Origin of the sequence: Streptomyces sp. W16, from assembly GCF_033194735.1 — a bacterium.
Taxonomy (GTDB): Bacteria; Actinomycetota; Actinomycetes; order Streptomycetales; family Streptomycetaceae; genus Streptomyces.
Genome location: NZ_JAWOAI010000005.1, coordinates 1 through 12,430 on the forward strand (window position 1 = coordinate 1; position 12,430 = coordinate 12,430).

At 69.9% G+C, this 12,430-nt stretch carries 13 protein-coding genes and 1 pseudogene; 8 read left to right on the forward strand and 6 right to left on the reverse strand.

The features are described from left to right. The 5 genes and pseudogenes from R6V09_RS01290 to thpD form a co-directional block, all read left to right on the forward strand. A pseudogene (locus tag R6V09_RS01290) lies at positions 1-329 on the forward strand (alanine--glyoxylate aminotransferase family protein); the annotation flags it as partial. A 330-nt stretch (positions 330-659) separates the two neighbouring features. Further along, positions 660-1,166 (forward strand): diaminobutyrate acetyltransferase, encoded by a 507-nt coding sequence (ectA, locus tag R6V09_RS01295; protein ID WP_317879438.1) that lies wholly within the window; start codon positions 660-662, stop codon positions 1,164-1,166. 46 nt (positions 1,167-1,212) lie between these two features. After that, positions 1,213-2,484 (forward strand): diaminobutyrate--2-oxoglutarate transaminase, encoded by a 1,272-nt coding sequence (gene ectB / locus R6V09_RS01300; RefSeq protein ID WP_317879439.1) that lies wholly within the window; start codon positions 1,213-1,215, stop codon positions 2,482-2,484. A 45-nt stretch (positions 2,485-2,529) separates the two neighbouring features. Continuing rightward, positions 2,530-2,946 (forward strand): ectoine synthase, encoded by a 417-nt coding sequence (locus tag R6V09_RS01305; RefSeq protein ID WP_317879440.1) that lies wholly within the window; start codon positions 2,530-2,532, stop codon positions 2,944-2,946. A gap of 5 nt (positions 2,947-2,951) precedes the next feature. Beyond that, positions 2,952-3,848 carry an ectoine hydroxylase gene (thpD, locus tag R6V09_RS01310; RefSeq protein ID WP_317879441.1) on the forward strand — a complete coding sequence of 299 codons (897 nt, stop codon included), beginning with the start codon at positions 2,952-2,954 and terminating at the stop codon, positions 3,846-3,848. Here thpD and R6V09_RS01315 read toward each other — a convergent pair. From R6V09_RS01315 to R6V09_RS01330, 4 genes are all read right to left on the reverse strand, one after another. After that, complete coding sequence (locus tag R6V09_RS01315; protein WP_317879442.1) at positions 3,832-4,926, reverse strand: aminotransferase class V-fold PLP-dependent enzyme; 1,095 nt, start codon at positions 4,924-4,926, stop codon at positions 3,832-3,834. The two genes, thpD and R6V09_RS01315, sit on opposite strands and share 17 nt — an antisense overlap. Before the next feature lie 96 nt (positions 4,927-5,022). Next, positions 5,023-5,745, reverse strand: coding sequence for a DsbA family oxidoreductase (locus tag R6V09_RS01320; protein WP_317879443.1), 723 nt, complete (start codon positions 5,743-5,745; stop codon positions 5,023-5,025). Positions 5,746-5,838: 93 nt separating this feature from the next. After that, positions 5,839-6,336, reverse strand: coding sequence for a GNAT family N-acetyltransferase (locus R6V09_RS01325; RefSeq protein WP_317879444.1), 498 nt, complete (start codon positions 6,334-6,336; stop codon positions 5,839-5,841). After that, the gene (locus R6V09_RS01330) at positions 6,333-7,328 is read right to left on the reverse strand and encodes a GlxA family transcriptional regulator (protein ID WP_317879445.1); all 996 of its coding nucleotides are present in this window, start codon (positions 7,326-7,328) and stop codon (positions 6,333-6,335) included. Before R6V09_RS01330 ends, R6V09_RS01325 begins: the two co-directional genes overlap by 4 nt. Positions 7,329-7,398: 70 nt before the next feature. On the opposite strand from R6V09_RS01330, the gene R6V09_RS01335 reads away from it, so the two are divergent. After that, positions 7,399-8,769, forward strand: coding sequence for an MFS transporter (locus R6V09_RS01335; RefSeq protein WP_317879446.1), 1,371 nt, complete (start codon positions 7,399-7,401; stop codon positions 8,767-8,769). Here R6V09_RS01335 and R6V09_RS01340 read toward each other — a convergent pair. Together R6V09_RS01340 and R6V09_RS01345 are read right to left on the reverse strand one after the other, a co-directional pair. After that, a complete protein-coding gene (locus tag R6V09_RS01340) occupies positions 8,729-9,337 on the reverse strand; it encodes a DUF1349 domain-containing protein (RefSeq protein ID WP_317879447.1) in 609 nt (202 codons plus the stop codon). The genes R6V09_RS01335 and R6V09_RS01340 overlap by 41 nt on opposite strands. Before the next feature lie 130 nt (positions 9,338-9,467). Next, on the reverse strand, positions 9,468-10,997 hold the full coding sequence (locus R6V09_RS01345) for an aldehyde dehydrogenase (NADP(+)) (RefSeq protein ID WP_317879448.1): 1,530 nt from the start codon (positions 10,995-10,997) through the stop codon (positions 9,468-9,470). 142 nt (positions 10,998-11,139) lie between these two features. On the opposite strand from R6V09_RS01345, the gene R6V09_RS01350 reads away from it, so the two are divergent. Further along, the gene (locus tag R6V09_RS01350; protein WP_019067473.1) at positions 11,140-11,913 is read left to right on the forward strand and encodes an IclR family transcriptional regulator; all 774 of its coding nucleotides are present in this window, start codon (positions 11,140-11,142) and stop codon (positions 11,911-11,913) included. Between the two features lie 3 nt (positions 11,914-11,916). Beyond that, complete coding sequence (locus R6V09_RS01355) at positions 11,917-12,387, forward strand: GNAT family N-acetyltransferase (RefSeq protein WP_317879449.1); 471 nt, start codon at positions 11,917-11,919, stop codon at positions 12,385-12,387. Positions 12,388-12,430: the final 43 nt, after the last annotated feature.

The following is a 12,430-nucleotide window of genomic DNA, read 5'->3' on the forward strand; positions in this document are numbered from 1 at the left end:
CGGGCGCGCTCGCCCTGGGCGGCGGCCTGGAGCCGTACGTCCACGACGCGACCGAGGCCGCGCCAGTCGCTACGACGCTCAGGACGCCGCCAGATGTCATCGCGTCGGACCTGGTGGCGAGGACCCTGGCATCGGACCCCATGCTGCCGCTGGCCGCGGGCGGTGGCGCTCTGTCGAAGGAGATGATCCGGGTCAACCACTACGGGGTCGATGCGACGGCGGGCACGGTACAGAGCGCTTTGGCAGCACTGGGCGCTGCGCTGGCCGAGCAGGGGGCTCCGGTGGACCTGGAGGGCGCCCGGGCAGCGGCGGAAGGGGCGTGGCGGTAGCCCTCGGCCTGAACGGAACCGGAACGGAACTGGAACGGTCACGCCGATATCTTGCGGGAAAATATCGACGGTATGACCAGCACCTAATTCAGATACAATTCCAGAATTCTCCTGCCCGATTTCCGCGGACCTAAACGCAAATAATTCGCGTAGATCTCGTGAGGGTTACACCCTTGTGACCCGTTACACAGGCAGGGCGTTTCGCCCCTTATATACCAGGCAAACCTCCGCATATCTTCCGCACCCGCACGCGTGATAACACAGCACCGCCCCAGACGTAACCCCATTCCTCCATGCGATTTCGAATTTCCCTCGGTAAATTCAATTTGCATGACCGCCACCCAAGCAGACCTGCACATCGACCGCCCCACGGTGGCCGACGGCGCCGCGCTCTGGCGTATTGCCAAGGACTCGAACGCCCTCGACCTGAACTCGTCGTACAGCTATCTGCTGTGGTGCCGGGACTTCGCCGGCACCTCGGCCGTCGTGCGGGACGAGCGCGGGGAGCCGGTCGGTTTCGTCACCGGCTACATCCCGCCGGACCGGCCGGGCACCCTGCTCGTGTGGCAGGTCGCCGTCGACGCGGTGCAGCGTGGCCGCGGGCTGGCCGCACGGCTGCTCGACGGGCTCTCCGAGCGGGTCTCGGCCGAGTACGGGCTGACCGCGATCGAGACCACGATCACGCCGGGCAACACCGCGTCCGAGCGCCTCTTCACCTCGTACGCCGAACGTCACGGCGCCACCGTGGAGCGCACGGTCCTGTTCGAGGCCGGTGACTTCCCGGACGGACCGCACGACCCCGAAGTGCTGTACCGGATCGGCCCGTTGAGTCTCTAAGACCTCAGCTTCCGAAACCCCCCACACCCACTGAGGAGCGATTCGCGTGACCATCACTCAGCCCGATCTCAGCGTCTTCGAGACCCTGGAGTCCGAGGTCCGCAGCTACTGCCGCGGCTGGCCCACCGTCTTCGACCGGGCCCGGGGCAGCCGTATGTACGACGAGGACGGCCACGCCTACCTGGACTTCTTCGCGGGCGCCGGCTCGCTCAACTACGGGCACAACAACCCCGTCCTGAAACGGGCGTTGATCGACTACCTGGAGCGCGACGGCGTCACCCACGGGCTCGACATGTCGACCAGCGCCAAGCGCGGGTTCCTCCAGACCTTCCAGGACCTCGTGCTGCGGCCCCGCGACCTGCCGTACAAGGTGATGTTCCCGGGCCCGACCGGCACCAACGCCGTTGAATCCGCGCTGAAGTTGGCGCGGAAGGTGAAGGGCCGCGAGTCGATCGTGTCGTTCACCAACGCCTTCCACGGGATGTCGCTGGGCTCGCTCGCCGTGACCGGCAACGCCTTCAAGCGGGCCGGTGCCGGTATCCCGCTGGTGCACGGCACGCCGATGCCGTTCGACAACTACTTCGACGGCAAGGTCCCCGACTTCCTGTGGTTCGAGCGGCTGTTGGAGGACCAGGGCTCCGGTCTCAACAAGCCCGCCGCCGTGATCGTCGAGTCCGTGCAGGGCGAGGGCGGCATCAACGTCGCCCGTCCCGAATGGCTGCGCGCGCTCGCCGAGTTGTGCGAGCGCCAGGACATGCTGCTGATCGTCGACGACATCCAGATGGGCTGCGGACGCACCGGCGCGTTCTTCTCGTTCGAGGAGGCGGGGATCGTGCCCGACATCGTCACCGTGTCCAAGTCCATCAGCGGCTACGGCCTTCCGATGTCGCTGTGCCTGTTCAAGCCCGAGCTGGACATCTGGGAGCCGGGCGAGCACAACGGCACCTTCCGCGGCAACAACCCGGCGTTCGTCACCGCGACCGCCGCCCTGGAGACGTACTGGGCGGACGGCTCCGCGATGGAGAAGCAGACCCGGACCCGCGGTGAGCAGGTCGAGCAGGGGCTGATCTCCATCACCGAGGAGAACCTCGCCGACATCAAGGCGTACCGGGGCCGCGGACTGGTCTGGGGCATCGAGTTCAAGGACCCGGAGCGCGCCGGGCGGATCTGCGCCCGGGCCTTCGAACTCGGCCTGCTCGTCGAGACGTCGGGCCCGCAGGGCGAGGTCGTGAAACTGCTGCCCGCGCTGACCATCACCCCGGAGGAGCTGGACGAGGGCCTGCGCATCCTCGCCCGCGCCGTACTCGAAACCGTGTGAACAACCCGACCATCTGACACCACGTCAAGGAGGCGTCAAAGCACCGTGATTGTCCGTTCGTTCAAGGAACTCGAAGGCACCGACCGGCACATCAAGGCCGCGTCCGGCACCTGGGAGAGCAAGCGCATCGTCCTCGCCAAGGAGCGGGTCGGTTTCTCGGTCCACGAGACCGTCCTCTACGCGGGGACCGAGACGTCGATGTGGTACGCGAACCACATCGAGGCCGTCGTCTGCGTCGAGGGCCACGCCGAACTCACCGACGACGAGACCGGGCAGACGTACACGATCACGCCTGGGACCATGTACCTCCTCGACGGACACGAGCGGCACACGATGCGGATCAAGGAGGACTTCCGCTGCATCTGTGTCTTCAACCCGCCCGTCACCGGACGGGAGGACCACGACGAGAACGGCGTCTATCCGCTGCTGACCGAGCCCGAGCCCGAGTCCAAGGAGGTGTGACGAGCATGACCACCGTCACCGGCGTCACCGATCTGTACCCCAGCCGCGGCACCACCGAGGTGTCCGTCCCGCGCAAGGACCCCGTCGTCTGGGGCTCCTCCGACACCCCGGGGCCGATCCCGACGGACGGCCTCCAGTCGTTCGAGCGCGACGGCTTCCTCGCCATGCCGGAACTCCTGCGCGACGACGAAGTCGACGTCTACCGGCGGGAGTTGGAACGCTTGATCGTCGACCCGGCGATCCGGGCCGACGAGCGGTCGATCGTCGAGCCGAAGTCCAAGGAGATCCGGTCCGTCTTCGAAGTGCACCGGATCAGCGAGGTGTTCGCGCGGCTCGTGCGCGACGAACGGGTCGTCGGGCGGGCGCGGCAGATCCTCGGCTCGGACGTGTACGTCCACCAGTCCCGGATCAATGTGAAGCCGGGCTTCGGGGCGAGCGGCTTCTACTGGCACTCGGACTTCGAGACCTGGCACGCCGAGGACGGTCTGCCGAACATGCGGACCGTGTCCGTGTCGATCGCGCTCACCGAGAACCACGACACCAACGGCGGCCTCATGATCATGCCGGGCTCGCACCGCACGTTCCTCGGCTGCGCGGGCGCGACCCCCGAGGACAACTACCGCCAGTCGTTGCAGATGCAGGACGCGGGCACGCCCTCCGACGAGGCGCTGACCGACATGGCCGCCCGGCACGGCATCAAGTTGTTCACGGGCAGGGCCGGTTCGGCGACCTGGTTCGACTGCAACTGCATGCACGGCTCCGGCGACAACATCACCCCGTTCCCGCGCAGCAACGTCTTCATCGTCTTCAACAGCGTGGAGAACAAGGCGGTCGAGCCGTTCGCGGCGCCGGTACGGCGGCCGGAGTTCATCGGGGCGCGGGACTTCACGCCGGTGAGGTGAGCCGCCGCCTGCCGTGCCCCGGCCGGCGTCCGCCCGCGAGGACGTCGAGGAGCCGGTCGACGTCCTGGGTGGTGTTGTAGAGGTGGAAGGCAGCGCGCAAGTTCCCGGCGCGGTCGGAGACTTCGACTCCGGCCGCGCTCAACTCGCCCTGCCTCCGCCCGAGTCCGGGTACCGACACGATCGGGGACCCCGGGGACGGGACGGGTTCGTGGCCGAGTGTGGTGAGGCCGGTGCGGAAGCGGTCGGCCAGGTCGAGGTCGTGGGTGCGTACGGCGTCCACGCCCAACTCCTCCAGCAGGGCCAGGGAGTGGCGGGCACCGGCGTAGGAGAAGAGGGCCGGGCTCTCGTCGAACCGGCGGGCGGAGTGGGCGAGTTCGGCGACCGGGCCGTAGCAGCTGTCCCACGGGGCCTCGCCCGCTACCCACCCGGCGAAGACCGGGTTGAGGCCGCCGAAGTCCTCCGGGGTGACCAGGAAGGCGACCCCGCGCGGGCAGAAGAGCCACTTGAAGCCGGCGGCGGCGACATAGTCGTAGGCGTCCGCGTCGAGGTCCAGCCAGCCGGCGGCCTGCGAGGCGTCGACGTACGTACGCGCCCCGTGTGCGTGTGCCGCCGCCCGGATCGCGGCCAGGTCGGCGATCCGGCCGTCGGCGGACTGGGCGGCGCTGACCGCGACGAGCGTGGTGCCGGGGCGTACCGACTCGGCGATCCGCTCCAGCGGGACGGCGCGCACCTTGAGGTCGGCGCGCATGTGGAAGGGGTTCACCACCGAGCTGAAGTCGGCCTCGGCGGTGAGGACTTCGGCGCCGGGCGGGAGCGAGGAGGCGATCAGTCCGCTGTAGACCGCGACCGAGGCCCCGGCCGCCACCCGGCCGACCGGCACGCGGGTGAGGCGTGCGAAGGCGGCGCGGGACGCCTCGACGTCGTCGAACATGTCGGTCGGCGTGCCGACCGAGGCGGCCTCGACGGCGGTGTGCATCGCGGTGACGGTGCGGGTCGGGAGGAGGCCGGTGCTCGCGGTGTTGAGGTAGGTGTTCTTCGGGGCGAACTCGGCGCGGACGAGGCTCTCGAAGGTCTCCATGGCACCACTCTGCGGTGCTGTGCGGGCCTCGTCCATTGCGAGTTTTTGCGTGAATCCTCTAAGCAACGCTTATGGGTCGGCGCTGACCTGCGGCTTTCAGGCCTGCGGCACCGCGCACCCGTCGGGACCGCAGGCCTCCGCGCCGTCGGCGTCACCGCTGTCGATCAGCTTGAGCGGCGAGTGCTCGCCCCACGCCTGGGTCAGTGCCTGGGCGAAGACCTCGGCGGGCTGGGCGCCCGAGACGCCGTACTTGCGGTCGAGGACGAAGAAGGGCACGCCGTTCGCACCCAGCTCGGCGGCCTCGCGCTCGTCGGCGCGGACCTCGTCGGCGTACGCGCCCGGGTCGGCCAGCACCTGGCGGGCGGCGTCCGCGTCGAGGCCGACGCCTGCGGCCAGTTCGACGAGGCGCTCGTCGTCGCCGAAGACGGACCGCTCCTCGGCGAAGTTCGCCTTGTACAGCGCCTGGATCAGCTCGTCCTGGCGGCCCCGCTCCTTGGCGAAGTGGAGGAGGCGGTGCATGTCGAAGGTGTTGCCGTGGTCACGGTCGCGAGTGCGGTAGTCGAGGCCCTCGGCCGCGGCCTGCGCACCGAGGTTGTCCTCACCCGCCTGCGCCTGCGCCTCGCTCATGCCGTACTTCTTGGTGAGCATCTTCAGCACGGGCTGGATGTCGGCCTTGGCGCGGCCCGGGTCGAGTTCGAAGGACCGGTGGACGACCTCGACGCCGTCGCGGTGCGGGAAGGCGTCGAGGGCCTTCTCGAATCGGGCCTTTCCGACATAGCACCACGGGCACGCTATGTCCGACCAAATTTCGACACGCATCTTCTTCGGCTCTTTCCGGGACGCACGGATGGAACGGGCAAGGGGGAGCAAAGACTCCCTCTGTCTCCCCCGTGAACGTTCAAGCAGCCCGCTTCATTCCCCCGGCGCCGACAGCCGCAGCCGCATCCCCACGTGGTGATCGCCGTCGGACGGATCGGCGACCCAGCCCTGACGGACGTAGAAGGCCTGCGCCCGTTCGTTGTCGACATGCACGTCGAGTACGGCGGTCCGCCGGGCGTCGGCCCGCCACTGCTCGACGCAGGCCGTGTGCAGGGCCGTACCGAGGCCGGAGCGCCAGCGGTCGGGGTCGACGTGGAACTGGAAGAGCTTGACCGTGTCCGCGGGGCCTCCGTCCGGGGTGCGGAAGGAGGCGATGGCGACGACACCGCCGTCCTCGACCGCGCACAGCACATGGGCGTCGGGGCGTTCGATGGAGCCCAGCCAGGCGGCGCGCCAGTCGAAGTCGGACTGTGGGAGGCCGTCGGGGTAGTAGGTCGAGCGGGCGCGGAAGTGCAGGTCGGCGATGGCCTCGGCCTCGGCGGGCAGAGCCGTGCGGATCATCAGGGTGTCGATGGCGCGATCACTCGTCATGCGACCGATGACGTGACTTCCGCCGCTTCGGTTCCCAGGCGGCTGAACTGCGCCCGGTAGGCGCTCGGTGTCAGCCCGGTGCGGCGGACCAGGTGGCCGCGCAGCGAGTCCGCCGTGCCCAGGCCACAGGCGCGGGCCACCTGGTCCATGGGGAGAGTGGTGGTCTCCAGGAGTTCCTTCGCCCGTTCGACGCGCTGGTGGAGCAGCCACTGCAGGGGGCTCACCGCGCTCTCGGCGTGGAAGCGGCGGGTGAGGGTGCGGACGCTCACGCCCGCGTGCCGGGCCAGGTCGGTGAGGGTGAGCGGCTTGTCGAGGTTGCGCATGGCCCAGCCCCGGGTGTCGGCGCAGGCGGTGCCGCGTTCGGGCGGCAGCGGGGTCTGGGTGAACTGCGTCTGGCCGCCCGGCCGTACGGGTGCGACGAGGGCGAGGCGGGCGACCTCGTTGGCGACGGCGGCGCCGTAGTCGGTGCGGATGATGTGCAGGCAGAGGTCGATGCCGGCGGCGTAACCGGAGGCGGTCAGGACCTGCCCGTCCTGGACGTAGAGGACGTCGCCCTTGAGGTCGAGGGCCGGATAGCGCTCGCGGAGCTCGTCGGCCATTCCCCAGTACGTGGTGGCGCTGCGGCCGTCGAGCAGCCCGGCCTCGGCGAGCACGAAGGCGCCGCTGCAGATGGAGGCGACGCGCTTGCCCGCGGCGGCGGCCTCGCGGACGGCTGCGACCGCGGCCGGATCGGGTTCGTACCGCACCCCGGTGCCCGCGAGCACCACGGTGTCGGCGGTCTGCAGTACGTCGAGGCCCCGGCCCACCTGGAGGTGCAGGCCGCCGGTCGTCACCACCGGGCCGCCGTCCGAGCTGCAGATGGTCACCTCGTAGCCGGGGGCGCCGTCGACCTCGACCTTGGCGAAGAGCAACTCCGGGATGGCCAGGTTGAACATGGATACGGGGGACGGCGCGACGATCGCGACGCGGTGCGGGGGCCGTTTCCTCGGCATGGCCAGAACCTCCGGTTGTATGGCGTTCCGGCCACTACTCTATGCCGTCGCGGTTCCGCAGCATGGGTACATGCCAACGCCAACCACCCAACTCACGCCCCGCACCGGCGGTTTGACCGCGCCCTCTCCCACTCTCACCCTCACCGCCGCCCTCCTCGGCTTCGCGCTCATCACCCTCGACGCGTCCGTGGTGAACGTGGCGCTGCCGTCGATCGGGCAGGCGCTCGGCGGCGGGATGTCGGGGCTGCAGTGGGTGGTGGACGCGTACACGCTGTCCTTCGCGGCCCTGATGCTGTCCACCGGCGCCTTCTCGGACCGGGCCGGGGCGAGCCGGGCATACGCGATCGGCATCACGGTGTTCACCCTCGCCTCGGCGGCCTGCGGGCTGGCCCCGAACCTGCCCACGCTGATCGCCGCCCGCGTGCTCCAGGGCGTGGCCGCCGCCGTCGTCCTCCCGGCCTCGCTGTCCCTCGTCCGGCAGGCCTACCCCGAACCGGCCAAGCGGGCCCGGGCGGTGGCCACTTGGTCGGCGGGCGGCTCGATCGCGGTGGCCCTCGGCCCGGTGGCCGGGGGTGCGCTGACCACGGTCTGGGACTGGCGCGGCATCTTCTTCATCAACCTGCCGCTGGGAGCGGTGGCGTTGGTACTGCTGGTCCGCTCACCGCGCTCGGAACGCCGGCCCGCGCCGCTCGACCTGCCGGGCCAGCTGGCGGCGGTGGTGGCGCTCACCGCCGTGACCTTCGCCGTGATCGAGGGCGGGACAACGGGAGTTGTGGCGTTCCTGGTCGCCCTCGTCGCGGGCGCGGTCTTCGTCCGGGTAGAACTCCGGCAAGCACATCCCGTGGTGCCGCTCGGCCTGTTCCGCAGTCGTACGGTGTCCGTGGCGGTCGCGGCGGGTGCGGCGTGCAGTGTCGCCTTCTACGGCGTGGTCTTCCTCTTCTCGCTCTTCTTCCAGCAGGTGCAGGGCCGTTCGGCGCTGTACGCGGGGCTGATGTTCCTGCCGATGGCCGGTCTGATCTCGGTGACGAACGTCGTGTCGGGCAAACTGGCCGGCCGCTACGGAGCCCGACTGCCCATGCTGATCGGGCAGTTGCTGGCCGGAGCGGGCGCACTCGGCCTGCTCTGCGTCGACGAGCGCACACCCCCGCTCCTGGTGGCCGTACTGCTCGTGCCAATGGCCCTCGGCTGCGCCCTGACGGTCCCGCCGCTCACCGCCGTGATGATGGACGCGGTACCGGCCGAGCGGGCGGGGCTGGCGGCCGGTGTGCTCAACTCCGCGCGTCAGGTCGCGGGTGGGCTGGGGATCGCCGTGTTCGGGGCGCTGGTCTCCGACGGGTTCACGGCGGGCCTGCGGGAGAGCCTCGCGATCAGCGCGGCCCTCTTCGCGGTGACGGCCTCGCTCAGCTTCCGTCTCTCAGGTCGTCCGGCCAACTCGCCCTGAACTCAAGGTGGTCGTACGTCACGACGCACCCCTCCCCCATCGGCGACTGCGTCATGAAGCCGACCAGGGCTGCGTCGGTCTCCTTCTCGTCGCCGAGGGTGAAGAGGCGGATGAATATCCAGCGCTTCCCGTCACGGGAGGCGTGAAAGGCGAAGGCCCGCCCGGTGCGGCTGATCCGCAGCCACACCGAACTCCCGTCGACGGTGAAGGAGTTGGCGTCGTCGGAGTGCCCCCGCGTGACCACCGTGCAGACGGTGGGCACATCGGGCGAGTACTCCAGACACAACTTCGCCCAGGCCCGCTCCCCGACATGGACATAGAGCACCCCGGCATCGAACGACCCCGCGAACCCCACGGTCACCCGAGCGATCAGCTGAAAGTCCCCGTGCGGCGCCCCGAGCAACCGCGGCGCGTCGGAGGCGGGTTCCAGCCCTTCCCCGGTGGGCGGCACAAACCGGTCCTGCCGAGGGCCCGCCCACCCCGTGAGCACACCATCCTCATACGACCAACGCCCATCGGGCCCGTAAGTACGGAGGGGAAAAGGTAGTTGGGAGAGTTCCAATTCCATCCACTCATCATCGCAGGCCCAGGGAATTGCCTTTAGGGGCGCGGGGCTGTACCGATATGCGGCTCCGCCGCGTGGGCGCGACCAGCCACAGCGGACCGGCACACGCAACGAAACCGCACCCCCAACGGCGCTACCGCTCCAACCGCCCGTCATAACGCCGAGGCAGCCCCAGCGGATTGTCGTCCCGCAACTCCAACGGCAGCAACGCTTCAGGTGTGTTCTGGTAAGCGACCGGCCGCAGCCACCGCTCAATAGCCGTACCGCCAACGGAAGTTGACGTAGACGTCGTCGCCGGGTAAGGCCCCCCGTGATGCTGCGCGGGCGCCACCGCAACCCCCGTAGGCCACGCGTTCACCAACACCCGCCCGGCCAACGGCGTGAGTTCGGCGAGGATCTCCGCCCCCCGCCCCTCCCCCGCCGCTTCCTCCGCGGACAGATGAACCGTCGCCGTAAGATTCCCCGGCAGTCGCGACAGCACGGCGTTCGCCTGCGCGTCGTCGTCATAGCGGGCCACCACGGTGACCGGCCCGAAGCACTCCTCAAGAAGCAGGTCGTACGCCCCCTCGGACGCGAGCTTCTCCGCCGGCACCGTCAGGAACCCGGGACTCACCGTGTGCTCACTGCCCGCCCCCGGCGTCACCGGCGACTCCACCTCGGGCAACCCCGCCCGCTCGGTGACACCGGCGAGGAAGTTGTCCCGCATCCGGTGGTCCAGCAGAACACCCGAGTCCGTGTCGCTGACGGCGTCGGTGAGGGACTTGACCAGCCCGTCCCCGGCGGAGCCGGACGGCACCAGCACAAGGCCCGGCTTGACGCAGAACTGGCCGACGCCCAGGGTCATCGAACCCGCGAGGCCCGTACCGATCGCCTCGGCCCGCTCGGCCGCCGCCGCCTCAGTGATCACGACGGGGTTGAGGGAGCCCAGTTCGCCGTGGAAGGGGATCGGGACGGGCCGGGAGGCCGCCGCGTCGAAGAGGGCGCGACCGCCTCGAACGGAACCGGTGAAGCCGGCCGCCGAGACCAGCGGGTGCCTGACCAGTTCGACGCCCGCCTCGAAGCCGTGCACCAGGCCGAGGACGCCGTCCGGGATGCCCTGCTCGGCGGCGGCCCGGCGCAGCACCTTCGCGACCAGCTCGGACAGGCCGGGGTGGTCGGGGTGGGCCTTGACGACGACCGGGCAGCCGGCCGCCAGCGCGCTCGCGGTGTCGCCGCCGGGGACGGAGAAGGCGAAGGGGAAGTTCGAGGCCGAGTAGACGGCGACGACGCCCAGCGGCACCTTGTAGCGGCGCAGGTCCGGGATCGGCGGGGTGGCCGTGTCGTCGGGGTGGTTGATGACGACGTCGAGGAAGGCGCCCTCGTCGACGATGTCCGCGAAGGCGCGCAACTGGTAGCAGGTGCGGGCGAGTTCGCCGTTCAGCCGGACCGGGCCGAGCGCGGTCTCCGCGTCGGCGACCTCGACCAACTGGTTCTTGGCCGCTTCGAGCTGGTCGGCGGCGCCGCGCAGGAAGGCCGCGCGGACCGTACGGTCGGCGAGCGAGCCGCGCGCGGCGTGGGCGGCTCGGACGGCGGTGTCCACCTCCTGGGCTGTGGCCTCCACAGCAACCTGTTCCCGCTGCTTCCCGGTTCGGGGGTCGACACTCCAGACTGGTGCTGCTGCCACCGCGGGTCCCTCCACATGTAATGCCGCAGTTCTGGGTCATTCACCAGGGTCGTTCGATATGCTGAACGCTGTCTCTGATGATGAATATGCTCGTGGAGACGATAACTCAAGGTTCTCGTCGAACGAAGGGGTGTCAAGGGCGATGTCGGCAGGCGAGACAGGCGGCGGGGCACAGGTCAAGTCCGCCGTACGGACGGTGGAGCTGCTCGAATACTTCGCGGGCCGGCCCGGTATGCACTCCCTCGCGGCGGTCCAGGAGGCCGTCGGTTACCCCAAGTCCAGCCTCTACATGCTGCTGCGCACGCTGGTGGAGCTGGGCTGGGTGGAGACGGACGCGACGGGCACCCGCTACGGCATCGGCGTCCGGGCGCTGCTGGTCGGCACGTCGTACATCGACGGCGACGAGGTCGTGGCGGCGGCCCGCCCCACGCTGGACCGGCTCTCCGACGACACCACGGAGACCATCCACCTCGCGCGCCTCGACGGCACGAACGTGGTCTATCTGGCCACCCGCCAGTCCCAGCACTATCTACGGCCCTTCACCCGCGTCGGCCGCCGCCTCCCGGCGCACTCGACCTCGCTGGGCAAGGCGCTGCTGAGCACCTACTCGGACGAGCAGGTCCGCAAGATGCTCCCGGAGACCCTGCCCGCGCTCACCGAGCACACGATCACCGACCGCGAGAAGCTCATCGAGGAGCTCCACCAGGTCCGTGAGCAGGGCTTCGCCGTGGACCGCGAGGAGAACACGCTAGGCCTGCGCTGCTTCGGCGTCGCGATCCCCTACCGCACCCCCGCGCGGGACGCGATCAGCTGCTCGGTGCCGGTGGCCCGGCTGACCCCCGCGCACGAACAGATGGTGAAGGACGCCCTGTTCGACGCCCGCGACCGGCTCACCCTCGCCACCCGGAGGCTCTGACCGATGGAGGTCGCGCTCCGCCCCGTCCACGACAGTGATCTGCCGGTCTTCTTCCGGCAGATGAACGACCCCGAGTCCCTGCGGATGGCCGCCTTCGCCCCGAAGGACCCGGCCGACCGGGACGCCTTCGACGCCCACTGGAAGCGCATCCGCGCCTCGTCCGACGTCCTGCGCACGATCCTCGCCGACGGCGACGTGGTGGGCAGCACGGCGGTGTACGGGGAGCCGGGCGAGCGCGAGGTGACGTACTGGATCGACCGCGCCTACTGGGGCAAGGGCATCGCCACGGCCGCGCTGCGCGACCTGCTGGCGGAGGTGCCCGAACGCCCGCTGCACGCGCGCGTGGCCGCCGACAACGCGGGCTCGCGGCGCGTGTTGGAGAAGTGCGGGTTCCGCGTCACCGCGCACACCCGGGGGTTCGCGAACGCGCGGGGCCAGGAGATCGACGAGCTCGCGCTGACGCTGAGTTCATGAGCACTCGATGAGAAAAGCGCCGTAAGGGAACGATTCGTTCCCG

What these genes read in the sequence shown, in the direction of transcription:
- ectA (WP_317879438.1), top strand. Translation starts at nt 660, where the DNA reads ATGACCGCCACCCAAGCAGACCTGCACATCGACCGCCCCACGGTGGCC.
- thpD (WP_317879441.1), top strand. Translation starts at nt 2,952, where the DNA reads ATGACCACCGTCACCGGCGTCACCGATCTGTACCCCAGCCGCGGCACC.
- R6V09_RS01315 (WP_317879442.1), bottom strand. Translation starts at nt 4,926, where the DNA reads ATGGAGACCTTCGAGAGCCTCGTCCGCGCCGAGTTCGCCCCGAAGAAC.
- R6V09_RS01320 (WP_317879443.1), bottom strand. Translation starts at nt 5,745, where the DNA reads ATGCGTGTCGAAATTTGGTCGGACATAGCGTGCCCGTGGTGCTATGTC.
- R6V09_RS01325 (WP_317879444.1), bottom strand. Translation starts at nt 6,336, where the DNA reads ATGACGAGTGATCGCGCCATCGACACCCTGATGATCCGCACGGCTCTG.
- R6V09_RS01330 (WP_317879445.1), bottom strand. Translation starts at nt 7,328, where the DNA reads ATGCCGAGGAAACGGCCCCCGCACCGCGTCGCGATCGTCGCGCCGTCC.
- R6V09_RS01335 (WP_317879446.1), top strand. Translation starts at nt 7,399, where the DNA reads ATGCCAACGCCAACCACCCAACTCACGCCCCGCACCGGCGGTTTGACC.
- R6V09_RS01340 (WP_317879447.1), bottom strand. Translation starts at nt 9,337, where the DNA reads ATGGAATTGGAACTCTCCCAACTACCTTTTCCCCTCCGTACTTACGGG.
- R6V09_RS01350 (WP_019067473.1), top strand. Translation starts at nt 11,140, where the DNA reads ATGTCGGCAGGCGAGACAGGCGGCGGGGCACAGGTCAAGTCCGCCGTA.
- R6V09_RS01355 (WP_317879449.1), top strand. Translation starts at nt 11,917, where the DNA reads ATGGAGGTCGCGCTCCGCCCCGTCCACGACAGTGATCTGCCGGTCTTC.